Consider the following 24,088-nt stretch of genomic DNA (forward strand, 5'->3'; position numbering starts at 1 on the left):
GACCCGTACCGTGGAAAGCCGGGCCGTGAGAGTAGAGGCGGGCCGCGACAATGCCGAACGGTTGGCCCTGATGGTACCGGGACGCAGCGAACCGGTTGCGCCGACGCATTGGAGTTTTGGGCAGTTGTGTAGCCTTGTCGGCGCGCCGACATCTTATATGCGTCAGCTTCCCGCGCCACTTACCGCGATAAACCTGCAACACGGCTTGCTGTCACACCGTGGTGAGTTGGTGAAGACGTTGGAGGCTGATGACGGCCGCATTGAGCTTCGTGCCGTGACCGGGCCGGACTATGGCCGCATCTGGGATCATGAACTTGTCACCGCCGTGATGAAGATCGCGGGTAACGGCAACGGGGATACAAGATGGAAGGTGCCCGGGGTGCTGGATTGGGCGACCATGACCCACAACCCGTTCGTGGACATCACCAAGGACACGACGACACTCTACGCGAGCGATCGGGATGTGTTCCTGTTTTTGGTGGATGACACCAACCCCATCGAGGCGGGGCGTTTACCGGATGGATCGCCGGATCTGTATTTCCGGGGATTCTATTGCTGGAATAGCGAGGTCGGATCAAAGACGCTCGGAATAGCCTCATTTTACCTCCGCGCGGTCTGCATGAACCGTAATCTATGGGGCGTCGAGAATTTTGAGCAAATCACCATCCGGCATTCAAAATTCGCGGCGCAACGTTTTGCGCATGAAGCGGCCCCCGCGCTGACGAGCTTTGCCAATTCCTCGCCTGCGCCATTCGTCGCCGGCATCAACGCTGCACGGGAGCGAGTCGTTGCTCGCACGGACGATGACCGGGAGTCGTTCCTTCGGAGGAGCGGGTTTTCCAAGTCGGAGACCACGAAGATCATCGAGACCGTTCTAGGCGAGGAAAACCGCAAGCCGGAAAGTATCTTTGATTTCGTGCAGGGGATAACTGCGCTCGCCCGGACTAGGTCGCATCAGGACTCGAGGCTTGAACTGGAGGGGAAGGCAAAACGCTTGATGGAACGCGCGATCTGAGAGGTGAGCCGCGCAATCGTGACCGGTTGCGCGGCAACTTTCACGTAGCCCAGCGCATCGCCGCCGATCCGGCTTGCCGGATCGGCGGCGATGACGCGTGTCCGCGTCCGGCGCTCGCCGGGCCTGCGGCCCGGCTCGCGGAAGGTCAGAATTACCATATTTGTCTATGTTAGATTTCCAACCACGCCGCACTTAGCTGTCGGTGGTACCCCGAGCTTTTCTCTTTCCGCTGGGCGCCGTTGGACGGGTAAGAAGATCGGCTGCTTCAACGCCCAAGGCCCGTGCCAGGCGATCGACGACGTCGATACCGGCCGCATAGACGCTTCGCTCAAGAGCGCTGATATAGGTCCGGTCAATTTCTGCGCGATCGGCCAGCTCTTCCTGCGACAAGCCACGGGCTTGCCTGAGCTTTCTCAAATTCACTGCCAATATCCCGCGTATGTCCATACGCGAGAGGCCACGTTCTTGACGAGTATTTCACCACGGAGTATTTTCGACAAAATGTTCGGAGAGCAGGGTTGCGCACTAAAGTTTAGCCACCTTCCGGCGACCCTGGCTCTGTTCTCGAAATTGGCAGAACTAAGACGTGGAGACTTATGAAGAAGCCACCACTGGATCCCGACGTTGCCGATGTGGCGCCGACAAATTCGGCTCTGATCCCATACGACGAGGAGCACATCTTTACCTACCTGCGGCTTCTTGACGCTGATGCGGAGGGCACCGATTGGGGCGAGGTGGCGCGGCTGGTGCTCCATATCGATCCGGAACTAGAACCCGCTCGTGCAAGAACTGCGTTCGATAGTCATCTGACCCGCGCGAAGTGGGACGGAAAAGGGATATCGTCATCTATTGCGCGGCGGAGCCTCCAATTCAGAATAGTCATCGGCATTTCATTGCTGCGACCACCATCTCGTAAGAAATAGAAGCTCGACGGGGTATCGAAAACCTATCCCCCTTTCTTCGGCATCCCTCTTTGCCGGCCTTCTCCGCGATCGTAGCCGCCAACGCGCCGCCATCCACGCCGGCGCTCCAGACGATCACGGAGCTTCTTCAATGCCCGATCCGAACGCCGGCTTGCCGCCGCGCTATCTGCGCACGTCCGAAGCTGCCCGGTTCCTCAGCCTCTCCGGCCGGACGCTGGAAAAGCATCGGACCTACGGCACCGGTCCTGCCTACCGAAAGATTGGCGGCCGCGTCGTCTACGCGCTCGACGATCTCAAAGCCTGGGCCGACCGCGGGACCAAGACATCAACTTCAGATCCGGGCAGCGGCACCGTGCTGCCGGCCAGACGGCAGGTCGCGCCTCTTCCCTATGCCGGCAAGCCCCGACGCTGACGCAGGTGCCGTGCGACATGTCAGCGCCGCGAAGGCATCGATCAGAGCGTGACCAACTCGACCTGTTTCGCGCGTTGCCGGGTGACCTGGCGCCGCGCGATGCGCAGGATCTGATGGCCTATCCATTCTTTTCGCTGGCGAAGTCCAAGCGCACCACACCGATCGATTTCCGTGCTGGGACCATCACCCTTCGGGTTGAAGCCGTGCCAGAGCATGGCATGGCGACGATCTGGGACGCGGACGTCCTGATCTGGGCGGCCTCGCAAATCGTGGAGGCCCGCGACGGCGGTCTGAAGACATCCCGTCGGATGGCGGCAACCCCATACGAAATCCTGACCTTTGTCGGTCGCGGCACCAGCGTCAAGGATTACGATCGCCTCAAGGCTGCGCTCGACCGGCTGCAATCGACCACCGTGATGACCTCGATCCGCCAGCCCGCGGAGCGTCGACGACATCGCTTCTCCTGGATCAACGAATGGAAGGAGACAGCCGATGCGCATGGCCACGCGAGAGGAATCGAACTGATCCTGCCGGATTGGTTCTATACCGGCGTCCTGAGCGAAGCGCTCGTACTGACCATCGATCGCGCCTATTTCGATCTGACCGGCGGATTAGAGCGTTGGCTCTATCGCCTGGTGTGCAAGCACGGCGGTCGCCAGGAGGGCGGCTGGAGTTTTGACTTTGTGTATCTTCATGCCAAGTCCGGTAGCCTCTCACCACTCAAACATTTCGCCTACGATCTGCGGGAGATCGTCCGCCGGCAGACATTGCCTGGCTATCAATTGGTCATCACGCATGACCCGCGCGGTGCAGAACGGCTGAACTTCGCGCCTGTTCCCATTGATGCCTTTGCCGAGCGGTTGCGCAAACGCGGGCTCGTTGCTCCAGGGGGCAGCCTGTGAATCATCTCGTGCCATCGGGGACCTCGACTGTCGTGCCATCGGGGACCAGATCCTCGTGCTATCGGGGACCGGAATCGGAGTTAACCCCTTGGCGCTCAATACCTAGTTCGCCTCGTAACTTTCCTAACCTGGAATCCTTCGGATTCCTTCTAACGGATCGTGCCGTCCGGTCGACTGTGGATAGCGCGCGATCTGCAAAGGCACGGCACCCACCCGGCGGTTGCTCGGCCAAAGCAGCCACCAACAAGCGGTCGTGACGGAACGCCAACGGCAGGACGGCTACGCGACCGAGACGCGATCGTCCCGGTGCGCGTTGGCATCCACCCTTCTGCAATCTCTCATTTTACAAACTCCGGAGGACGACGTGTCCTGTCAACCGTGCTGAATTAGCTGAAGTTTCTCGGTCTAAAGCGCAAAAAGCTACGGTCCAAGTCACGGCTCGTGGCTACTTGGCGACGATCTTGCGAGCCTCCGTCGTCTGAAAGGCAAAGTCTCGCAGCGCGTCCTAGGCGGGAATCAGAACCTTCGTGCCGAGCACGTTCATGTGCACGAAGGCGGTCAAGCAATCGTTGGTGCTATCAAGTCGAAACAGAAGGGCCATGGCTGCGCCGCCGCCGAAGGGTTTCGAGCTACATTACAATGATATCTCACTCTAGCGGTGGCGAACGCTGGGTCGGGCAAGCGACGGTCGCCCAGTAACCACCACCGGCAATCCACGCCATCATCACCATTGCGTTCGTCGATGGCGATGTTTGCCTGTGTTTCGGCATGGAATAAGGTCCCGCTTTCACGGCCATCGGCAGCTCCCGGCGATAAGTCGCCTTCATCAAGTCGTAGAGCCGAGGTTGGGATACTGGTGCGAGACGATTGCCAAGATCCGTCGCGCCTATTTTTTTGACAAGCGTCCGATCAAGGCGATTTGCTGAGAAATCGGCGTGTCGCGGTAAGTGGTTCGCAAGGCCATCCATTCCATCGTCGGCCTGCAATCGTACTGTCCGGTCGGATACGACAGCGTAACATCAAAGACTTCGATCGCCTCGGCCGAAGGCAGTCGAGCCGCAGCTCGTCTCAATCACGAGTGCAATGGAGGAGGCCGCCGCGAACTTCAGCGGTATTCCGCTCCGGATAGATTCTTTCAAACTCCTTGTGAGTTCCAATTCACAGCTGATCGTTTCTCCACATTTTCAATTTTGCCATTCAGAAATAGACGTGCAATGGTGAGTCGCACGACTACAGGTGGCATGGGGAAGATGGAAGCCGTACGTCCCGATACGGGTTTGCAATGCTTGGCGCTTCTTCTCCGTTTCCATCAGGTTCCGGTTGATCCTGCCCAAATCGCACACCAATTCGCAGGAGATGTCATTGGCGTCGCGCAGATGCTGCGTTGCGCCAAGCAATTGAAGCTCAAGGCTCGGGCGGTCAGGGAAAACTGGACCGGGCTGATGCGCCTGCCGCTGCCTGCGATCGTTCAGCGCCGCGACGAGAGCTTTGTCATCGTCGGCAAAGTCACCGAGAACGATATCCTCATCCAGGATCCCGTCGAGAACCGCCCCCAGGCCATTGGTCGCGCCGACTTTGAAGCAAATTGGAACGGTTGCGTCGTTCTGATGGCCCGTCGGGCTTCGCTTGCTGACTTGGCACGGCGTTTCGACATCACCTGGTTTCTGCAGGCGATGTACAAGTACCGCCGAATCCTCGGCGAAGTCCTTCTCGCATCATTCTTTCTTCAGCTCTTCGCGCTCGTCACGCCGCTCTTTTTCCAGGTCGTGACCGATAAAGTGCTGACCCATCGTGGGTTCACGACCCTCGACGTTCTGGTCGTTGGCCTCATTACTGTTTCCGTGTTCGAAACGGCTCTGGGTGCCTTGCGGACCTACGTGTTTTCCCACACCACCAACCGGATCGACGTCGAGCTCGGCGCGCGCCTGTTTAAGCACCTCATCGCCCTTCCGATCGCCTATTTCGAGGCGCGCCGGGCGGGCGACTCGGTGGCGCGGGTGCGGGAACTTGAGAACATCCGCAACTTTCTCACCAGCTCGGCCCTGACGCTGGTGATCGATCTGGCCTTCACCTTCGTTTTCCTGGCGGTGATGTTCTATTACTCGCCGTTGCTGACCTGGATCGTGGTCGGCTCCTTCCCGTTCTACGTTGCACTGTCGGCAGGTGTCACCCCGGTATTCCGGCGGCGGCTCGAGCGGAAGTTCGACCGTGGCGCTGAGAACCAGGCATTTCTGGTTGAGAGCGTCAGCGCGATCCAGACCCTGAAGGCCATGGCGATCGAGCCGCAGATGCAGCGACGCTGGGAGGAGCAGCTTGCCGGCTATGTCGGTTCCAGTTTCGACGTGCTGTCGCTCGGCAACTGGACCAGCCAGTTGGTTCAGTTCATCAGCAAGATCGTCACGGCGCTCACGCTGTATTTCGGCGCCTATCTGGTTATCGCAGGCCAGTTGACGGTTGGCGAGCTGATCGCCTTCAATATGCTGGCCGGGCGAGTAGCTCAACCGGTGCTGCGGCTGGCGCAGGTGTGGCAGGATTTCCATCAAGCTCGCGTCTCGGTCGCGCGGCTGGGCGACATCCTCAACACCACCCCGGAGCCGGCCTTCGACGCGGCGCGTGCGTCGCTTCCCCAAATCCGCGGCGACGTGACCTTCGAGCACATCGATTTCCGCTATCGCATTGATGGTTCTCTCGCGCTGCACGACGTTTCACTGAAGGTGTCGGCCGGGCAGGTCATCGGGATTGTCGGCCCGTCGGGCTCGGGGAAATCGACCCTCACGAAGCTCCTTCAACGCCTTTATGTCCCCGAAGCCGGCCGCGTCCTGATCGACGGCATCGATTTGACGGTCGCGGACGTCGCGTGGCTGCGAAGACAAATCGGCTCGGTGCTGCAGGAAAACGTGCTGTTCAACCGGACGATCCGGGAGAATATTGCGTTGGCCGATCCCGGCATGCCGATGGAACGGGTGATTGCCGCGGCTGAACTCGCCGGCGCCCATGAATTCATTCTCGGCCTGCCGGACGGGTACAACACGGTGGTCGGGGAACGTGGCGCCAGCCTGTCGGGTGGTCAACGGCAGCGCATCGCGATTGCCCGGGCACTCGTCACCAACCCCAGAATCCTGATTTTCGACGAGGCCACCAGCGCGCTCGATTACGAGAGCGAGAGCATCATCCAGCGCAACATGCGCAGGATTTCTGCCGGACGCACGGTTTTTATCATCGCACACCGGCTGTCGACCGTGCGTCATGCCGATCGCATCATCACCATCGAAGGCGGGCGTCTGGTCGAGGATGGCACGCATGATGAGTTGATCACGAAGGCTGGACGCTACGCGACGCTGCATCAGATTCAGGCGGGACTTCATGTCGTCGGCTGATCTGCCTTCCAATCCTCAAGCAACCGCGGAGGTTTTGCCCTTTCGGCGGCAGCGCAACGACACCGCGCGCCAGTTCCTGCCGGCCGCGCTGGAGATCCTAGAGACGCCGGCGTCCCCGGTCGGACGCGCGATCGGCGGGACCATCATCCTGTTCTTTGCCGTCGCCATTGCCTGGGCGACGTTCGGGCATGTGGACATCATCGCGACCGCTTCGGGCAAGATCGTGCCAACCGGACGCACCAAGACGATCCAGCCTCTGGAAACGGGTGTAGTTTCGGCCATCCATGTCCAGGATGGTGATCACGTCGTCGCGGGCCAGGTCCTGGTCGAGCTCGATCGTACCGTCACTCAGGCCGAGAAACGGCGCGTGTCGCAGGACCTGATACTGGCACAGCTCGATGTCGCCAGGCTGGGCACCCTGCGCGACAATTTCGATCAGCTCGCCAGCCTTCGCGATCTCGTCGCACCTCCGGGCGCCTCGGAGCTCAATACCGTGCGGACGCGCGCGGCAACGCAGGCACAGGCGGCCGAGCAACTTGCCAAGATGGCGTCGATCAACCAGCAGATCGGGCAGAAGCGCGCCGAGGCGGAGTCTATTGCCGCGACGGTCGCCAAGATCGATGCCTCGCTGCCACTGGTCGAGCAAACCGCAAAAATACGTCGCGATGCGATGCAGATCCAGTACGGCAATCAGATCGCCTACCTCGATGCCCAGACCCGGCTGCTCGACCAGCAGAACGAGCGGGTCGTCCAGAACCGCAAGCTGGTGGAGATCGAGGCCGCGCGCCAGGCCCTGGAGCAGCAACTCGGACAAACCAAGTCGGGATTCGAGCGGCAGGTCCTCAGCGACCTTTCCGATGCGCAAAAGAAGGTCGAGGAGTTCGGCCAGGACCTGATCAAAGCCGAACGCAAGACCGACGAGCAGGTGCTCCGCGCGTCGATCGACGGAACCGTCCAGCAGCTGGCACTTCATACCGTCGGCGGCGTGGTGACACCGGCGCAACAGCTGATGATCATCGTGCCGGCCGACAGCCATCCCGAAGTCGAGGCGATGATTCCGAACCGCGATATCGGGTTCGTCACCGCCGGCCAGAGCGTCGAGATCAAGATCGATACGTTCAACTTCACGAGGTACGGCCTGATCCACGGCAAGGTCGTAACGATTTCGCACGACGCGATCGTCCGCGACAAGCCACCCGAGAAGGGCGGTCCACCGAAAGCTGGCGGTGCGCTGTCCGACACCAGCGAACCTGAGGGGCAGGAATTGCTCTATGCCGCGCGGGTCTCGCTCGACGAGACGCAGATGCAGGTCGATGACAAGCTTGTCAGTCTTGCACCGGGCATGGCGGTCACGGTGGAGATCAAGACCGGAACGCGACGCATTATCGAATATCTGATGTCGCCGGTGTTGCGCTACAAGCAAGAGAGTATGAGGGAGAGATGATATCCGCTTGTCGAACAACGCGTGACATCCTTCGTAAGAGGGTGAACTTGACCACGCGGCGCCTGCATGCGTGTAAGTTCACCGCGCGACTCGCTTCAAAAGGGGCGACAACTCGGCAATTTTTTAGAACCGTATCAAATGTATGTCGGTTGCCTGTGCTCGGTGCGGCGCTCGTTGCTGCCAGCTTAATCGCTGCTGAACAAGTCGGGGCCGAGAGCCAGACCAAGGGCATTGGTAATTCGAGCGGGCTATTGCGCTACTTTATGGTCGCTGAACCGCAAGATCTGGGCATCGCGACATTGCCTCACGATGCGCAGGGCGTCGCTATTGCTAAAGTCCGAGCAGTGCCGGGTTCGTCCGCTTGGCTTGGTGGAAGGGATCGATCGGGCCAGCCCTCCGTAGAGCGACCAGAATACTGGGTCTCCTACGATTTACGGATTGTTGACGTCATCCGCGGCACGCGCGCCAACTTGAACACCGGCTCAACAATTACCGTCACCTTTGGAAAGCCAGACGGTAAGCACAACTACATACCCGCGCCAGCGTTGCCACAAGAGTTCGAAAGACAGTACTTCGTGGTTCTCTTTCAAGATCGAAGTGGCCACTTCCACCTCGCAGGCTTTCCGATGAGCGAGATGGAATATGAAGCTTGGGAAACAGAAGTGCTGAAATTTGAAGCAGAACGCGCGCGTCTCCCCCCAAAAGATAGAGTCGCGCCGAACGGTTCGTCGAGCAAATAACGCTATCCAACCTTCAACGATTGCAAGGTCTATACCATGACTGGTGTCATTAATTTCTTTGGTCCAGATGGAACGCCTGATCGGGTGAATGGACTTGAATCCAACCAAACCGGGTTGGCACTGAGCGACCAAGAAAAAGCGACGCTGGAGGCCGCGGTCGATAATCTTTACGCAAACTCACCGACCGCACGATCAATCATTGACGAAGGTCTCTCCAAGGGAGACATTTGGATTCTGAAAGCGCCGCCTGGCGTTTCATCAGGAGGGATCGATTTCTCGAACGTCATTCGCATTGCCTTTAGCGAGTTGCCCCCTAATCCTCTGCAATTTATTGGTAGAGATGGTCGTCTCCATGATGAGACAGCGGTGGATCTGGTCATTCATGAGCTCATCCACGCGATTTATGGCTGGGACGATCTCATCGACCCAACTACCCTTCAAGCCTATGGTGATGGTGACGCGAAGGACTACAATAACGCCAATTTCAACCATCTTGGTGCGACGCAAGAACTAGCAAATCAAGTTCTTCTCGAATTGGGCGCTCCTGCCGAACAGCTACAAGTAAGCTATGACGCTATAGATGTCGGAACGCGCGCCAATTTTCTTAGACCTAATATTTCCTACTCGGAAGGTCACACCATCGATATTGCGTATCTCTATACTCCCAATGCGCAGTCGCCGCAGTTTATGGATCTTTCCAAGCGTACGGATGGATCTAGGGATTTGATAATGGGATTCGCCGGCTCGCAGCACATCAACGGTGGTGCGGGCGACGATTATCTGTACGGAGGAACCGGAGACGACTACATATCCGGTGGCAGCGGTGATGATCTCATTGACGGCGGCGATCGCAAAACGGATTTAGCCGCGGACGGGTATGATACCGCCGACTACTCGGTGGGGGATATGGACGTCGCTCCACTCCACGGCGTCACGGTTGATATAGATACGAGCGTTGTCCGCGATGTCGACAAAATGGATGGGCTAACCCCGATCATCGTGTCCGATGATGGCTATGGTAGCCGAGATCGGCTTTTCTCAATCGAGCAGATTATTCTCAGCAAATACGACGATACGGTCAAGGTCGGCCCCGGCTTCGAAGATTTGCTTAAGAGCTTGGAGCGGATCGATGGCGGCGAGGGGCGCAATACCCTCGACCTTACCAAGATCAGCAAGGACATCACGTTCAATAACAATAAGATCGAGGGCTACAAGACTGAATTTGACAACTTCACTGTGCTCAAGGCCGATCCGGGCAATGTGACGGTGGTTCTGAGAGGCGATGATGCGAAGTCGTGGCAAGAGGTCGATTTTGGTAGCGGCAACGATACGATCGATAGCGATGTCAGGGGCCTAAAGATCAACTTCGGCAACGGCGACAATACCGTTGAGCACGCAGGTTATGGGACGATTGTCAACTTCGGGTCGGGGAAAAATACATACAAGCTGTCGACGAACAATGTCCTCCTCAATGGCCTAGACGCCAACGACGTCATTATGAATGGCAACGACGTCCTGCACGGTGCCGTCGGCTCCGCCAATTCGGAAACCGGCTGGGTCACAAACGCGGTCAACGGAATTCGATACGGCATCAATATCGTCGGGGACCTTGTCATTCGAGATACGGAGGGCAACACCACTTACGTTTCGAATTACCATGGCGGCCCCGACGTTTCCCTGAGCCAGCAGACCGCGGGCATCTTTATTGGGATCGGTAAGGTGTGGGTCGAGAAGCTGATGGAGATCAGCCGGCCATTCAACGAAACAATTGGGACGACGTTCAAAGCCGGCAATGCACTGTTCTACACGATGACCGGCATGAAGGCGTTTCCCGCCGATCCGCTGGTCCTCGATCTCAACGGTGACGGGTTCAATCTGACAGCAGTCAGCTCGGCTGCGCCAATGTTCGATGTGTTTGGCACGGGCTTCTCGGTTCGCACCGGCTGGGTGCAGCCCTCCGATGGCATTCTCGCGATCGACAAGAATGGCAACGGAAATATTGACGACGTGGGAGAGCTGATTGGCGGCGAGACCGGCAACGGCTTCGCCGCGCTCGCTCGATACGATGCGAACGGGGATGGCGTCATCGACGCCAATGACGCCGTTTATTCTCAGCTTCGGGTCTGGCAGGACGCCAACGGCAACGCAGTTGTCGATCCAGGTGAGTTGAAGACGCTGTCTGATCTTGGGATCGCGTCAATCAACGTATCGTCCACCCCACAGGCCGGTGCCTCTGCGGCAGGCAATACGATCGAGGCAACGGGTACGTTCACCTGGGCTAATGGCACGACAGGTGCGGTCGGTGACGTCGTCCTGTCGACCGATCCATTCCATAGCGAGTACAAGGGCGACAAGTCGGTGAGCGCTGCGGCGGCGGCCAAGCCGGACCTCAAGGGTTATGGCACGCTGACTGATCTTCGCGTCGCAATGACGCTCGATCCGACCTTGATCGATGTCGTCGCCGCCACGTTGCCTAGTCTGAACATCCCCAGTCTTCCTGAGCTACGGTTGGCCGTGCAGCCGATCCTCGATGCCTGGGCGCGGGCAGTCAAGCTTCCGGACGCCAACGGCGTTCTGCAAGTGCGCGATCCATCCACGGGTCACCAGGATATGCTGCTTCTGATGAAGTCGGACGCCTTCGGGCATGTCACCGTGGTCGACTTCATCTATTCGTATACCAACGGGAATGGGCACCTTGTCTATGGCTTTGTAAGCGGCGCCCCGGTCAAAGATCAGGCCGGCAACACGATCGAGGAACCCACCTATCAGCAAGTTCTCGCTTCTCCGCTTCCAGCGGAAGCGTCCTGGCAGACCGTAAAGGCCGACCAGTTCGGATTCATCGAGCGCTACACAGGGCAGCCAGTTCCGACATTCAGCACGGATACGCAACAGGAGCGGCAGGCGGCTCTTGCGTCATTGTCTTCATACGTTACCGCGGGATGGACCGCGATCAGTCTCGAGGCCGTACGCCTTTCGATGCAAAGCTCATTGGCGCAGTACTTCCCAGGCATTGTTTACGATACCGCGTCGAACAGCTTCCACGCGACAACGGATCAGCAGCTCTCGCCAATGTACGAGGCGATCTTCCGTGCTGCGCCGACGGATGCCGCGGGAGCTACAACATGGCTCTCGAACTGGAAGCCGATCATCGACGTCGTGCTCGGCGACTTCGCCAGGGGGGAAGGCCTCACGGTGAACTACGCGTACGAATTCACGAGCATGGTCCGTGCTTATGAGAGCGTTGGGTTGCCGTTGAGCATCGAGCAGGCGGCGGAAACGCTCGGCGTCCCATCCGGTCAGATCGTCGAAGGTGGCAGCCTGATCAATGGCGGCACCGACAATCCTTACATCTACTACCTGCATGGCGGTGACCAGGCCGTTACGACGACGAGCAATGCACCCGACAATTTCGTGATGGGAGGCGCGTTCGGTCACGTCGTCATCAATGCCGACCGAAGCGGTGGCGGCGAAGACGATTTGCTGCGGTTCACGAATGTCAAGTCGACCGATGTGACCGCGGTTCGTGACGGTATCGACCTGGTTCTGTCGGTGAACGGAACCAATGAACAGATCAGGATTGTCGGCGAGTTCATCGGTGTTAAGCCCGGGCTCACCGGAGGCAATCTCAACGACAAGATGGGCGTCCAGCAGATTGCCTTCTCTGATGGCGTCGTATGGGACAAGCCGGACATTTCCTGGGCGACCTGGCATCCGAATTCGACTGCCATAAGTCTCCTCGGGACGATGGATATGGACATCCTCGACGGTGGTCAGGGAACTGACCAGTATCTGTCGGGCGGGGACGGCGGTGATGTCTACGTGTGGGGTCGCGGTTCAGGCCACGACACGGTCGATGACCGGATGACATGGATCCTGAACACGTCGCCCGACTACGTCAAATTCGGGCCCGGCGTCACGTTGTCTGACCTGACCTGGTCGCGCCAGACGGATTCGAATGATCTCACGATCGGGATCAAGGGGGCGGGCGACACCCTCACGATCAAAGATCAATTCGCCCCGGATTATGGCGTCCTCGGGCCGATGTGGCTCAACCGAATCGAAGACTTCTCGTTCGACGACGGCACCTTGCTCAGCTGGGAGAACGTGATCCAGCTGATGGATCAGCAATCGTATGGCAAGCCGGCGATCTATGGCTTCAGCTATGATGACGATCTAGACGGTGGCCCTGGCGTTCACTGGCTTTCAGGCGGGAACGAGAACGATACCTATCACTTCGATTTCGGCTACAACTATGATGTCGTCCAGGACGGCTCGACCAACATTCTGGGCGGCTCGGACGATACGATCGAGTTTGGCAGCTCGGTGCGGCCGCAAGACGTGACGTTCTCGCTGCTCGAGGGCACCAAGGATCTGGTGATCACGCTCTCGGACGGATCGACGATGGTCGTCAAGGGCGAGTTCTCGATCGATATTTTCGCGATCTCGTGGAATCGCATCGAGAACTTCAAGTTCGCGGATGGCACGGTGATCACCTTCGACCAGCTGCGGCAGCAGCTCTTGGACGCGCAGAAGGCATCCGGAAGTCCGGTCCTGCGCGGCACTGACCTTCCGGACGTCATGGATGGCGGGGGAGGAAACCAGTATCTGGCCGGCGGATCGTCTGACGACACCTATGTCTTTGGTCATGGCTATGGCCACGATACGATCGATGATCAAGGCGGCGCGGTCAGCTTTAAGTCCGATGTAAGCGTCGATGATGTCGAGTGGTCGAAGCTGGGCAATGATCTCGTCATCAAGCTCAAGGGATCGAACGACTCGTTGACCATCCTTGGTGAGTTCGGCGGCAATTCCGGGAGTTCTGCAGTTACCAGCTTCCAGTTCGCCGACGGGACGAGTCTGTCCGGGGACGACGTATATGCCAAGGTCCTGCAGGGGACGGCCCACGACGACACGCTCAACGCGACCCACACCGACATTCACGCTGGCATCGGTCATCCGCCGGTGCAGGGCGGCCCTGGCGATGATGTGATTATCGGCGGTGGTGGGGACACGATCGCGTTCAATGCTGGGGACGGGCGCGACGTGGTCGCCGACGCCTTGTACTTTGGTGCTGCCAATACGATCGATTTCGGCGCGGCCATCACGCCGGATATGGTCCAGGTGCATCAGCTCGGCACGAGCATGATCTTCACCTTTGCCGGGACCAACGACCGGATCGCCTATGTCGACAACCAGACGTCCGGCTTTCCGCTCAGCAGCATCGTGTTCGCGGACGGTACGACCTGGAGTCCGACCGACATCCAGTCCCGGATGCAGGCGGGCACAACCCTCACAGCCAATCAGAGCAGTGGAGGCGTTGAGTACGACTACAGCCTGTCGCAGGGGTACGCGGTCGCAACACCCTCGTCTGGGTAGAGCGGCGCGGTGACGATTCACGTGTCGGGCATTCTGCCCGGCGATGTCGACCTCCAGCGCGTGCGCTTTCCCGACACCCTCAACGATGCCGGCGCCGGCATCCTGATCTCGGCAAAGGATTCGACCTCCGCGGGACTGCTGATCGATAATCCCTCGGCCAATGTGCTTCCGTTCGACCAGCTGGTTTTTGACGACGGCACGGTCTGGACGCGCGCGCAGGTGCAGCAGATGCTGTTTGACCAGGCCGCGGCTTCTGATGGTAACCAGACCATCTACGGCTTCGACGGCAACGACACCATTACGTCGGGACTCGGCGATGACGTGCTCGAGGGTGGCAAGGGCAACGACACCTACGTCTACCGGCGCGGTGACGGGTTCGACAAGATCGTCGTGAACAATCCAACCGGCTCCGGCTACGTCAACACCTTGTCCTTGCCGGATATCGCCTCGACAGAGGTTTCCTTGCTGCGCTGGCCAGGTAGCGGGATCAACGATCTCGTCCTCGCCATCGACGGGCAGAATGGTTCACCGCAGGGCGAGGTCACCATCGCGGGTGAATTCAACTACGGCTCGACGAACGCATTCAATACCCATGTGGACCGTGCCGACGCGCCGATCCAGCAGATCGCCTTCGCAGACGGCGTGGTCTGGAGCGAAGCCGACATCGAGGCGAAGCTGCTGGCGCAGGAACAGGCCCAGGTCAAAACGGGTGGGGCGGTCTACGGTTTCGACGGTGCCGACACACTATACGCTGGGGCGGGGGCGCGCACGCTTTCGGGCGGTCTTGGCAGCGACACCTATGTCTGGACCGCCGGCGATGGCCCGACATTCATCTCGGATCAGGGCAGCGTCGCCCTCTCGCTCGGCATCGAGACGAACACGCTCGATATCAAGGGGGTCAACCCCTCGGACGTCACCGTCACGCGCAGTCCGGATCCCAACGCGCACGACCTTATCCTGACGATGGCGGGCCAGGCCCCGATTGTGCTGAAGGATCAGACCGCGGCAAGCACGACAAACGTCATCAACCGTGTCGTGTTCGACGATGGGACGGCTTGGGATTGGAGCGATCTCCTGCTGCTCGCCGATGGAGGGGGGCCGACGACGCCGGACGGCGTCAACGCGCGCGCCTTCGACGGCTCAGCAAGCACGCTGACAGGAACGACCAGCGACGATACCTATTTCTGGGGCGCGGGTCATGGCGACGGGACGATCGTCGAGGGTAACTATCAGGAGTGGCAAAAAGCCGACACGGTTCGCCTCGCGGGTCTGAATGCTGCAGGCGTCGATCTCGGCATCCGCTCGGAGAATTCCCACCTCGATCTCGCGATCATCGACAAGGCAACCGGCGAAACACTCACTGTCGTCGGACAATTCGACAGCGCCTCGGACAATGGCAGCGCCTCCTGGCCCGGCGGCGGCACCGGCATCGAGAGGCTGATCTTTGCGGACGGAACGACCTGGAATCCGCAGCAGATTCTTGATCATGCGATGTACGTTGCGGGACCCGGCGCCACGACCGTTTCGAACCTCAACCTCGGCGACGGCTCCATTCCGATCGCGGCATCGCCGGGTGTAACCCTCGTCGGAAAGTATGGAACGGCGAATACCTATCTTTGGCATCCTGGTAGCGGGAACATCAGTATCCAGTATCTGGGATGGGATGGTCCCACGGATACCCTGCTGGTCGAGGGAGCGGCCGCGGCCGATATGCAGTTTGTATATTCCGGTAGTGACCTCGTGATCCGCGACAAGGTGACCGGCGAAACCATCACGGCGCTTGGCCAATTGCCCGACTATGGCTCCGGCAAGGGCATCGAGCGCATCGTGTTCGATGATGGCACGGTGTACGACCTTGCCCAGACCATTTACTTCGGGCTTGGCTCGGGAACGACCAATCTGAATCTCTATGGCTCGGTTGGAAAGATCCAGTTCGGCGCCGGGATTTCCGCACAGGACGTCTATCTACAGGCCAACGATTCCGGCGATCTGACGGTCAAGATCAAAGGGGATACGGATGACAGTATTAGCCTCCACTATGACCTGAGGTGGAACTCTTGGGGGTACTCAAGCGTCATCCAGCAACTTCAGTTCGATGACGGTACGACGGTTAGTCTTGGACAGCCGGCTCCGGGGCAAGGAGCGCCGCTTACCTTCACATGGTTTGGCAGTGCGTTCGTCACAAGCCTGACCGGCAGCAGCTTGGGCGCCAACTTGTACGAGGTCGCGCCAAGCGGAGACACGATTACCTTCGCAAGCGGGGCCAATAGCAGCAATCTTGTCGAGTTCGGCGCGGGCGATGGTCATGCCATTGTGTCACTCAACGGCGGAAGCGGAATCGTCGATCTCGATGCGCTTCCCGCCGATGTCTCGCTTGCGATGACCGGGAACGATCTGGTCGTCGGTTTGAATTCCGGCAGCGATACGCTGACGATCCGGGGATATCAGACCAGCACGACAGGTATCACCGCAATCAAGTTCGCCGACGGTACGATCTGGGACCGGCAGGCGATCGCCGCAAATGCACCCATCCGCGGCACGGCCGGCAATGACAGTATCGATTTGCCGAGCGACGGCGTCACGGTCGATGCCGGTGCGGGCGATGACACCTTGAGTGTCTCCGGTAACGGTTCAGACCGCATAATTTTCTCGAAGGGGGGCGGGCACGATACGCTCACCAACCCGGGGTCGGGTTACACTCGTAACGACACGCTCGTCCTGACGGATATCGACCCGTCGGACGTTCGTCTTACCCGTAATGGCGACGCAATGACACTGACGGTGCTGTCCACGGGGGACTCGTTCACGGCAAGGTATCAGTTCTGGGGAAGTGGAAGCGAGCAGGGCTTGGGCAACATCCAGTTTGCGGATGGAACGATCTGGGATCGTGCAACGATCGCGTCGAATATCTGGGTTATCGGCACTGCCGGAAATGACAGCATAAGTCCTCCGGCAGATGGCGCGACGATCGAGGCCGGTCTCGGCGACGACACCATCAATCTGAGCGGAACAGGCGCGGACCTCATTCTTTTTGCGAAGGGCGATGGACACGACACGTTGGATAACGGCGGTTCTGGCTACCAGCGGAACGATACGCTTGATCTCACGGATATCCTGCCGTCCGAGGTTCAGCTTGGTCAGCTCGGCTCGAGGTTGACTGTCAGCGTGCCATCGACCGGCGACAGCGTGACAGTGCTCTACCAGTTCTACGATAGCGGTAGCTCGGTCTACGGCATCAACTATATCAAATTCGCCGACGGCACTGTTTGGGATCGCGCGACGATTGCCGCCGATGCGCCGATCAGAGGGACTTCGGGGAATGATTCAATATCGATGCCGACGGATGGAGCCACGATATACCCCGGAGCCGGCGATGACAGCTTGAGCGTCTCCGGCAACGGCTCCGACCGGATCATCTTCGCGAAGGGCGATGGACACGACACGCTCAACAACCCGGGCTCAGGCTATAACCGTAACGACACGCTGGTTCTGACCGATATCAACCCCTGGGAAGTCCAGTTTACCCGGGGCGGCAATGCGATGGCACTGACGGTGGCCTCGACGGGTGACTCGTTCACGGCTTACTACCAGTATTGGGGATGGCAGCCAGATCCAGGGACTGTCGCAGGTTCAGTTCGCCAATGGCACCGTTTGGGATCGGTCGGCGCTTCAAGACGTGACCTCCTCGTTTACCTGGACTGGCAGCACGACCAACGCGACCCTTACCGGAAATGACTATGGCTCGAACATCTTCCAACTCGGGGATGGTGCTGAGATTGCCAACGGCGGCGCCAGAAGCAACGTCTACCAAGCCTCCACAGCGACGGGTCAAGCGCAGATCAATCTGTCGTCGGCGACGGGCTCAGTGAACGAGCTTGACTTCACCGGCAGTATTACCGACGAGAACCTGTGGTTCGTCCAATCCGGCAATGACTTGAAAATTGACCTGATGGGCACAACCACCAGCGTTACGGTCAGCGACTGGTTCACAGGCGGAGCTGGCCAGATACAGGAAATCACGGCTGGGGGCTTGAAAATCGATAGTCAGATCTCGCAGCTCGTCCAGGCCATGGCCAACTATGCTGCAAGCAACTCAGGGTTCGATCCGGCAAGCGCCAGCATGAGTTCAGTGCCTAACGACACCGCGTTGCAGGCTACCGTAGGGGTTGCCTGGCATGCCTAGGAGCGTAACGGGAGCGACGTTGTAACAGGGGGAGCAGCTCACCCCAGCGCGGGGTGATACCCATCATGGTCCCAGCGCACCCGTAGATTTTGACCGTGGCCAGCGATCTCACTAAGGGTCGTTGAGTAAAGAAAGCGCTTATTGGTGGGGCTTTCTTGGATCGCATTTGGAGGATGGACGTTCTACTGGCGAAATGGCAGGCGCAATTCGATGCCACCATGCGACGGGGTCCATGAGCGAGCATGGGTCCGGTGCTTACATCGCGCGATGTCCGACTTGAGCCCGTAATGCGCTCAAAAAGGAGATATCGGTTCACGATCTACGATCTAGTCGCCCGCCCGGACCGCTTGAGCAAGTCTCCCGGTTCGGTTCCTAGCGCTTCTGCAATCTGCCCGAGCACGGTGACGCTTGCCGAAACATCGCCGCGCTCGATCGCGCCGACATAGCGGGCGCTTAGGCCCGCGCGCTCGGCTAGCTCCTCTTGCGTCATTTGCAGATCGTGGCGTTTGCGACGCAAGTTCACTGCCATGATCTCTTTAAGATCCATGGCGGGATTGGAACCAAAGTAGGAACGATCGTTCTAGGAACGATCGTTCCTATTCGTCTCGAAGTGTGATAATCATCAATGCCAATCTGAACGAACGGAGACCGCCGATAATGTCAGCCGCTGCTCCTGGGTCGAATTTTTCGAGCTACGATTATTCCTGTTTGCCATCAACAGCTTGGCCACTCTGGACTGCGGCGAAATTATATCCCCGTGTCTCGTAGCAATCCAGGTTGGATCCTATGCAGAAACCGCCTCTCGATCCTGATATCGACGATAATGCACCAGATGAAATGACGCTGACGGCCTATGACGAGCAACATATCATTACGTATATGCGCCTCCTGGACGCCAATGCGGCGGGAGCCGACTGGCGCAGAGTAGTTAAGATCGTCCTGCATATTGATCCGGATCATGAGCCTTATCGGGCGCGGCAGGCGTTCGAAACTCACATGGCCCGTGCCAAATGGATGACCGAGCATGGATATCGGCATCTCTTGCGTGGCGACTTCATCGAGTAGACTGAATAGACCGTCCCTCACATCTTGAAAGAATGGAAATTCTCACGGCCGGAGTGATGCCTCTGATGCATCACGTGATGCACAATTGGGGACTCCGCGAACAGTTTCCGTATACCGAATTATCCGCCCTGCTTTCGCGGCTGACCCGGAAAGTCCTTTCACGAGCAAATGGTATTTTGGGCACCGGAGGTCCTGCCGATGATGGTGCTGATTGCGCGGTCCGCGTCGTCCACGGACGTCGACGCAGGTTTGGTGGTGGCTGATCTCACGGCCAGCAGTATGCGGGGCTCTTCGGATGGTTAGTGCGCGGTTCTGCGCTTTCGGGGATTCACGCATCGGTTATGGTTGGAGGAACCGCCAGTCCAGGGCGGTGATTGTGTCGTGTAACTTGCCATTCGATGTCGACTTCGAAGTCCGGGCGTAAGCTAGTCGGAGGCTGTGGCGGGCCATCGACGGCCGTACGCCGGGCCCCACATTCCATAAGCTGTCTGCGCACGACGCGAGCGTTAGGGATTGGCGCTTCGTGTGCTCGACGGGCGCTAGAGTGAGGACACCTACACGGCAATTGACGACGGATTGTTGGGCTCCAAGCGTGCTCCCGAGCGCGGGTGGAAAACGCACGATCTTCGCAATCGTAGTATTCGCTTGGTCCACAGCGGCCTTGCGCCGATGCGCGGCGGCCATCGAGACTTGCTGCGGTATCGACACAATATGAAGTAGCGTGAGAGTCGCCGCTAACTGCGCAAGCTTGCAGTTCGTCCGGAGCATACGCGACGCCGCGACCGATACCGGTACGTCGGACCAGTGCAGCCTTGCAAGCCCATCCGGCCAGCGTCGATCGTGGAAGATCGACGCCGTGGCGGGCGAAGATCTGCGACTGCCGATAAAGCGGCGTGTGATCGCAATACTTGCCAACCAGCACCTGGGCCAGCAGCGCCGGCGTCGCCAGGCCGCCGGCGATCACCCGCTCCTGAACTGGCGCCTGTACCACAGTCTCACAGCCCCGGCAGGCATACTTTGGGACGCGTAGTGCGGATCACGCGCAGTCGCGCCGGTATCCAGCCGAGCATCTCGCTCACGCTTTCGCCAATCATATGCAGCGCGCCGCCGCAGCAGACGCAGATCATGTCGTCGATATCGAGCCTCACATCGTCGCGCGGCAGATGTTCGGGCAGCGGCTTACGGTGGGAGGTCCGTTCGGATGGTCGGTTCTCGACCCGCGGGCCACTCTCTTGGGCACGGGCGATATCGCCGTCGAGGTCTTCAAGCCCGAGGGCGAGTTGGTCGGGATCGAGACGCTCGGAACGGCGACCAAACTGCACGCTGCAACTGCTTGATGATGGATTTCAGGCGGTCGATTTCGCTGTCGCGATGTTCGATCGTGGCGGCGATATCGCACACCAGGCGATGCAGAAGTGCTGGATCCGTCGGAAGGTTTTGGAGGTCGATCTGCATGTCCGATTCTACTCGGACCAGCTGATTCAATGAAGCAATTTAGCCTTTTTTAATAGGAGTTTTTGCGATTCAGCCGGCGAGAAGCGGCCGCCAGAATCGCTCCGGCGTACGCCAGTCGATGCCTTCGAGCAGCATCGCGAGTTGCGCCGGCGACAGCGTCACCGAGCTACCAAGCTCCGCCAGGCGCGGCCAGAAAAAGTTTCCGCGGTCGATGCGCTTGGTGAACAGGCACAGCCCCGTCCCATCCCAAAACAGTATCTTCAGGAGCGATGCATTCTTGTCGCGGAACACGAACAAATGACCTGAGAATGGATCCTTCTTGAGATGTTCCTGGATCAATGTCGCGAGGCCATCGAGCCCTTTTCGCATGTCGGTGTGGCCCAGTGCCAGGTGCACCTTCACGCCTGCCGGAACAGCGATCATGATGCCTTCTCCCTTTCGGCGAGCTGCCGCTTCACCTCCGCCGGACTGCTGCCCACCGGCGCGAAGACACGCCGTCCATCATCCAATGCGATCGCCGTCATTCCGTCCGGCGGCTTGACGAGATCGCGCAAGGCCGTGAGCGCCGCCGGCTCATTTGCCGCGCCATCGATGAGCGCCACCGTTGCGAGTTGCGGTGCCTTGCGAGCGGTCAGGCCGAACTCGATCCGCCAGCGGAACAGCAGGCTGGTAGCAATGCCGTGGCGGCGGCAGACCTCCGCCACGGCGACGCCCGGCTTCTCGGTCTCCTGCACCATCGCCCGCTTCTGCTCGTCGCTGAAGCGGCGCCGGTTCGACCGGCCGTCCGCTTCCTGCGGTGTCAAGCGATACTTGCAGCGCGCGCAATTAGCAGCGCTGCTTAATTGAGCCCGGGCGCTCGGATGAAGCAGGGACCGCCAGTCCATTTCGTTGCCGGATTGTTCTAGGCGATCGCGCCAGATGCGCAGCGAATGCGGCGATAGACCGAGCGCTGCCGCATACTCCGCATGACCCATGCCGCTGAAGTTCATCGCCTCCACATGCATGCCCCAGAATGCCTGAAGAGAGATCGGACCGCTGTCCGTGCGCACGCCGCAGCGATTGTGCGGCGGCCCTTTGCGTCGCTTCGATGGCGCCTTCTTGCCCTGCCGTTTAAGCTTTTTGTTGTGTAATTTCCGCAAATATTCCGCGCGCTTGCGCAGATCCTCCGCGCTCACCAGATGGCGCGCCCATCGCATCAAACGGGTCGTCGAAAGATCGTGTTTCCGGCAGTACTGCTCCGCTTCCAGCGCGCTTCGATACCAGGTCGCAACGTGTGTCGACCAGAACGGATTGTTTGCATTTGCCCAGGAACGGCGGGGTGCCATCGAAGATTCTCAGGTGCAACAGGAGAACCAGAGAACTCGAAATGGAACGAGAACAAAATACCCGAAAGAGGTGCAGGATTCGGACGGTTACAGGCACTTGAAGTTGAGGGCAAGATAAAGCGAGTTGCCTCGCTGCCGGACCGTTGGTCCTAAGATGTTGTCTGCACATTGTTTTAGATTAGTTTTGGACGCGCCATCGAGACAAGCGAGCGGCGCTTTTTCCAATTGTCGTTTTCTTTCAATGCTCCGAGAGCCGTCGCCCGCGATGCGCGAAGAATGAGAGATTGCCGCGCCTTCGCTGGCGCAGAAGTCTCTACGCTGTAGTACGCGGATTGAATCTCTGCCCTTGTGCTGTGCCTTTCGACCTCCAATCGTCGTCTCATGGCACATGACGAAGACGACTTTCGCATCCGTCACGGCAAGATCCGTGATCGCGGTGGGCGGACAACTGCGCGCCGGATCGGCGCAGCGCGTGGACGCCCGACCAGCTTCATCGGTGAGGTCCATCGGGCGATCCGGCGCGCTGGCGGCAATCCGAACCGGGACCTCGGCACCGGGAAGGGCGGCCGGTTCAACGCGCGGGGCAGGGGTGTGGCAGCGGCGCTGGCGTTGAAGGATCGGAGCGCCTGGAGCCGGGACGGAAGCGGCGGACGCACCCGGGCGCGACGCGTAGCCGTGAAGGCGCGCGTGGTCAAACTCAACCCGCAGCGGGGAGCCGTCCGTGGGCGGCAGTTTGTCGGCGCCAAGGCGGTGGATGCGCATCTGCGCTATCTCGAACGGGACGGCGTGACCAGGGATGGCGAGAAGGGCCAGGTCTATTCGGCCGGGCGCGATGTGGAGGATGGTCGCGCCTTCCTCGACCGGGGTCGCGAGGACCGGCACCAGTTCCGCTTCATCGTCTCAGCCGAGGACGGCGGGGACCTGGCCGACCCGCGCCAGACCACCCGTGATCTGATGAAGCAGATGGAAGCCGACCTCGGGACGAGGCTCGACTGGATCGCGGTCGATCATCACAACACCGGCCACCCCCACACCCACATCATCGTTCGCGGCGTCACCGACGACGGCAAGACCCTCAACATTGCCGGCGACTATATCGCCCACGGTGTCCGCGAACGGGCCAGCGAGATCGTGACCCGGGAACTGGGCCGGCAGACTGAGTTGGAGGTGGCAAAGCAGCTTGAGCGGGAGGTGGATGCCGATCGCTTCACCCGGCTCGACCGGATGTTGATTGTCGAGCAGCAGGGCAGGGAGTTTTCTGATTTGCGCCCCGATCGGGATATGCGCGATACGGTCCGCCAGAACCGCGTGCTGCTGATCTCGCGAGCCCGCAAGCTGCAACGCATGGGACTGGCGACCGAGCTCGAGACCGGCCAATGGATTGTCTCGCCAAAGGCCGAGCCGACCCTGCGGGAGCTCGGCGAGCGCGGCGACATCATCAAGACCATGCACCGGGCGCTGCAACGCGAAGGCCTGGTCCGAGATCGGCATCCGGCGCACTACGTCGTGCACCGCGAGACCACGACCGAGCGCATCGTCGGCCGGGTACTCGACAAGGGGCTTGGCGGGGACGAGATGGGCGAGCGGGTCCACCTGGTGATCGATGGGGTGGACGGCCGCGTGCATCACATCGAGATGGATGCCGGTCGCGCAGAAGACGTCGGTCGGGGCATGATCGTCGCGGCCGGCTCCGCCCCTCCTGGGCCACGTGCCACCGACCGCAATATCGTGGAGGTCGCAGGCCAAGGGGGTATCTATCGCCCGTCCGAACATTTGGAGCGGGCACGCGTGACCATCGACCGTATCGGGGGCGATCCGGAGGCCTTTGTCCGCTCCCATGTCCGCCGGCTGGAAGCCCTGCGCCGGGCCGG

At 59.7% G+C, this 24,088-nt stretch carries 18 protein-coding genes and 2 pseudogenes; 13 read left to right on the top strand and 7 right to left on the bottom strand.

Annotated features, from left to right (window positions below; all coding sequences use genetic code 11):
- A partial coding sequence (locus UP10_RS40530; RefSeq protein WP_044592751.1) for a hypothetical protein occupies positions 1 to 1,015 on the top strand: 1,015 nt, incomplete at its 5' end.
- Between the two features lie 192 nt (positions 1,016 to 1,207).
- Here UP10_RS40530 and UP10_RS40535 read toward each other — a convergent pair.
- Positions 1,208 to 1,462, bottom strand: coding sequence for a helix-turn-helix domain-containing protein (locus UP10_RS40535; protein ID WP_044592752.1), 255 nt, complete (start codon positions 1,460 to 1,462; stop codon positions 1,208 to 1,210).
- A 149-nt stretch (positions 1,463 to 1,611) separates the two neighbouring features.
- Here UP10_RS40535 and UP10_RS40540 point away from each other — a divergent pair.
- The 3 genes and pseudogenes from UP10_RS40540 to UP10_RS40550 all read left to right on the top strand — a co-directional run bounded on the left by UP10_RS40540 (position 1,612) and on the right by UP10_RS40550 (position 3,252).
- Positions 1,612 to 1,894: pseudogene (locus UP10_RS40540) on the top strand (DUF2285 domain-containing protein).
- 174 nt (positions 1,895 to 2,068) lie between these two features.
- Positions 2,069 to 2,350 (top strand): helix-turn-helix transcriptional regulator, encoded by a 282-nt coding sequence (locus UP10_RS40545; RefSeq protein ID WP_044592753.1) that lies wholly within the window; start codon positions 2,069 to 2,071, stop codon positions 2,348 to 2,350.
- Between the two features lie 17 nt (positions 2,351 to 2,367).
- The gene (locus tag UP10_RS40550; RefSeq protein ID WP_044592754.1) at positions 2,368 to 3,252 is read left to right on the top strand and encodes a replication initiator protein A; all 885 of its coding nucleotides are present in this window, start codon (positions 2,368 to 2,370) and stop codon (positions 3,250 to 3,252) included.
- A gap of 647 nt (positions 3,253 to 3,899) precedes the next feature.
- Here UP10_RS40550 and UP10_RS44980 read toward each other — a convergent pair.
- On the bottom strand, positions 3,900 to 4,238 hold the full coding sequence (locus UP10_RS44980) for a hypothetical protein (protein WP_156180751.1): 339 nt from the start codon (positions 4,236 to 4,238) through the stop codon (positions 3,900 to 3,902).
- Between the two features lie 264 nt (positions 4,239 to 4,502).
- On the opposite strand from UP10_RS44980, the gene UP10_RS40555 reads away from it, so the two are divergent.
- Genes UP10_RS40555 through UP10_RS40585 form a run of 6 tightly spaced genes read left to right on the top strand, consistent with a single transcriptional unit; the run spans position 4,503 to position 18,372 of the window.
- Positions 4,503 to 6,629: a type I secretion system permease/ATPase gene (locus UP10_RS40555; protein ID WP_044592768.1), complete on the top strand. Its 2,127-nt coding sequence runs from the start codon at positions 4,503 to 4,505 to the stop codon at positions 6,627 to 6,629.
- Complete coding sequence (locus tag UP10_RS40560) at positions 6,616 to 8,073, top strand: HlyD family type I secretion periplasmic adaptor subunit (protein ID WP_044592755.1); 1,458 nt, start codon at positions 6,616 to 6,618, stop codon at positions 8,071 to 8,073. Before UP10_RS40555 ends, UP10_RS40560 begins: the two co-directional genes overlap by 14 nt.
- A 47-nt stretch (positions 8,074 to 8,120) precedes the next feature.
- The gene (locus UP10_RS40565) at positions 8,121 to 8,813 is read left to right on the top strand and encodes a hypothetical protein (protein ID WP_156180753.1); all 693 of its coding nucleotides are present in this window, start codon (positions 8,121 to 8,123) and stop codon (positions 8,811 to 8,813) included.
- Positions 8,814 to 8,849: 36 nt separating this feature from the next.
- A complete protein-coding gene (locus tag UP10_RS40575; protein WP_082077541.1) occupies positions 8,850 to 14,189 on the top strand; it encodes an SPM autocatalytic domain-containing protein in 5,340 nt (1,779 codons plus the stop codon).
- Positions 14,190 to 14,198: 9 nt separating this feature from the next.
- Complete coding sequence (locus UP10_RS40580) at positions 14,199 to 17,924, top strand: calcium-binding protein (RefSeq protein WP_156180755.1); 3,726 nt, start codon at positions 14,199 to 14,201, stop codon at positions 17,922 to 17,924.
- The gene (locus tag UP10_RS40585) at positions 17,866 to 18,372 is read left to right on the top strand and encodes a hypothetical protein (protein ID WP_044592760.1); all 507 of its coding nucleotides are present in this window, start codon (positions 17,866 to 17,868) and stop codon (positions 18,370 to 18,372) included. The genes UP10_RS40580 and UP10_RS40585 overlap by 59 nt, the downstream gene beginning before the upstream one ends.
- Positions 18,373 to 18,691: 319 nt before the next feature.
- On the opposite strand, the gene UP10_RS40590 is transcribed toward UP10_RS40585, so the two are convergent.
- On the bottom strand, positions 18,692 to 18,919 hold the full coding sequence (locus UP10_RS40590) for a helix-turn-helix domain-containing protein (protein WP_044592761.1): 228 nt from the start codon (positions 18,917 to 18,919) through the stop codon (positions 18,692 to 18,694).
- A 239-nt stretch (positions 18,920 to 19,158) separates the two neighbouring features.
- Here UP10_RS40590 and UP10_RS40595 point away from each other — a divergent pair, with 239 nt between their 5' ends.
- Complete coding sequence (locus UP10_RS40595; protein ID WP_044592762.1) at positions 19,159 to 19,437, top strand: DNA -binding domain-containing protein; 279 nt, start codon at positions 19,159 to 19,161, stop codon at positions 19,435 to 19,437.
- 564 nt (positions 19,438 to 20,001) lie between these two features.
- Positions 20,002 to 20,157 (top strand): DNA -binding domain-containing protein, encoded by a 156-nt coding sequence (locus UP10_RS46245; RefSeq protein WP_283807723.1) that lies wholly within the window; start codon positions 20,002 to 20,004, stop codon positions 20,155 to 20,157.
- 100 nt (positions 20,158 to 20,257) lie between these two features.
- Here UP10_RS46245 and UP10_RS46850 read toward each other — a convergent pair.
- The 4 genes and pseudogenes from UP10_RS46850 to UP10_RS46265 form a co-directional block, all read right to left on the bottom strand.
- Positions 20,258 to 20,892 (bottom strand): annotated as a pseudogene (locus tag UP10_RS46850) (transposase); the annotation flags it as partial.
- A gap of 69 nt (positions 20,893 to 20,961) precedes the next feature.
- Positions 20,962 to 21,315: an IS66 family insertion sequence element accessory protein TnpB gene (gene tnpB / locus UP10_RS40610; protein WP_044592765.1), complete on the bottom strand. Its 354-nt coding sequence runs from the start codon at positions 21,313 to 21,315 to the stop codon at positions 20,962 to 20,964.
- Positions 21,312 to 22,217: an IS66 family insertion sequence element accessory protein TnpA gene (tnpA, locus tag UP10_RS46260; protein WP_063775437.1), complete on the bottom strand. Its 906-nt coding sequence runs from the start codon at positions 22,215 to 22,217 to the stop codon at positions 21,312 to 21,314. The genes tnpB and tnpA overlap by 4 nt, the downstream gene beginning before the upstream one ends.
- A gap of 87 nt (positions 22,218 to 22,304) precedes the next feature.
- Positions 22,305 to 22,724, bottom strand: coding sequence for a hypothetical protein (locus tag UP10_RS46265; RefSeq protein ID WP_245322199.1), 420 nt, complete (start codon positions 22,722 to 22,724; stop codon positions 22,305 to 22,307).
- Between the two features lie 180 nt (positions 22,725 to 22,904).
- On the opposite strand from UP10_RS46265, the gene UP10_RS40620 reads away from it, so the two are divergent.
- Positions 22,905 to 24,088 (top strand): DUF3363 domain-containing protein (locus UP10_RS40620; protein WP_245322200.1); only part of this gene is annotated, 1,184 nt, incomplete at its 3' end.

Origin of the sequence: Bradyrhizobium sp. LTSPM299 (assembly GCF_000938235.1) — a bacterium.
GTDB lineage: Bacteria > Pseudomonadota > Alphaproteobacteria > Rhizobiales > Xanthobacteraceae > Bradyrhizobium.

Coding starts and splice junctions, on each gene's coding strand:
- UP10_RS40535 (WP_044592752.1), bottom strand. CDS start 1,462: ATGGACATACGCGGGATATTGGCAGTGAATTTGAGAAAGCTCAGGCAA.
- UP10_RS40545 (WP_044592753.1), top strand. CDS start 2,069: ATGCCCGATCCGAACGCCGGCTTGCCGCCGCGCTATCTGCGCACGTCC.
- UP10_RS40550 (WP_044592754.1), top strand. CDS start 2,368: ATGTCAGCGCCGCGAAGGCATCGATCAGAGCGTGACCAACTCGACCTG.
- UP10_RS40555 (WP_044592768.1), top strand. CDS start 4,503: ATGGAAGCCGTACGTCCCGATACGGGTTTGCAATGCTTGGCGCTTCTT.
- UP10_RS40560 (WP_044592755.1), top strand. CDS start 6,616: ATGTCGTCGGCTGATCTGCCTTCCAATCCTCAAGCAACCGCGGAGGTT.
- UP10_RS40575 (WP_082077541.1), top strand. CDS start 8,850: ATGACTGGTGTCATTAATTTCTTTGGTCCAGATGGAACGCCTGATCGG.
- UP10_RS40590 (WP_044592761.1), bottom strand. CDS start 18,919: ATGGATCTTAAAGAGATCATGGCAGTGAACTTGCGTCGCAAACGCCAC.
- UP10_RS40595 (WP_044592762.1), top strand. CDS start 19,159: ATGCAGAAACCGCCTCTCGATCCTGATATCGACGATAATGCACCAGAT.
- tnpB (WP_044592765.1), bottom strand. CDS start 21,315: ATGATCGCTGTTCCGGCAGGCGTGAAGGTGCACCTGGCACTGGGCCAC.
- tnpA (WP_063775437.1), bottom strand. CDS start 22,217: ATGGCACCCCGCCGTTCCTGGGCAAATGCAAACAATCCGTTCTGGTCG.
- UP10_RS46265 (WP_245322199.1), bottom strand. CDS start 22,724: ATGGACCTCACCGATGAAGCTGGTCGGGCGTCCACGCGCTGCGCCGAT.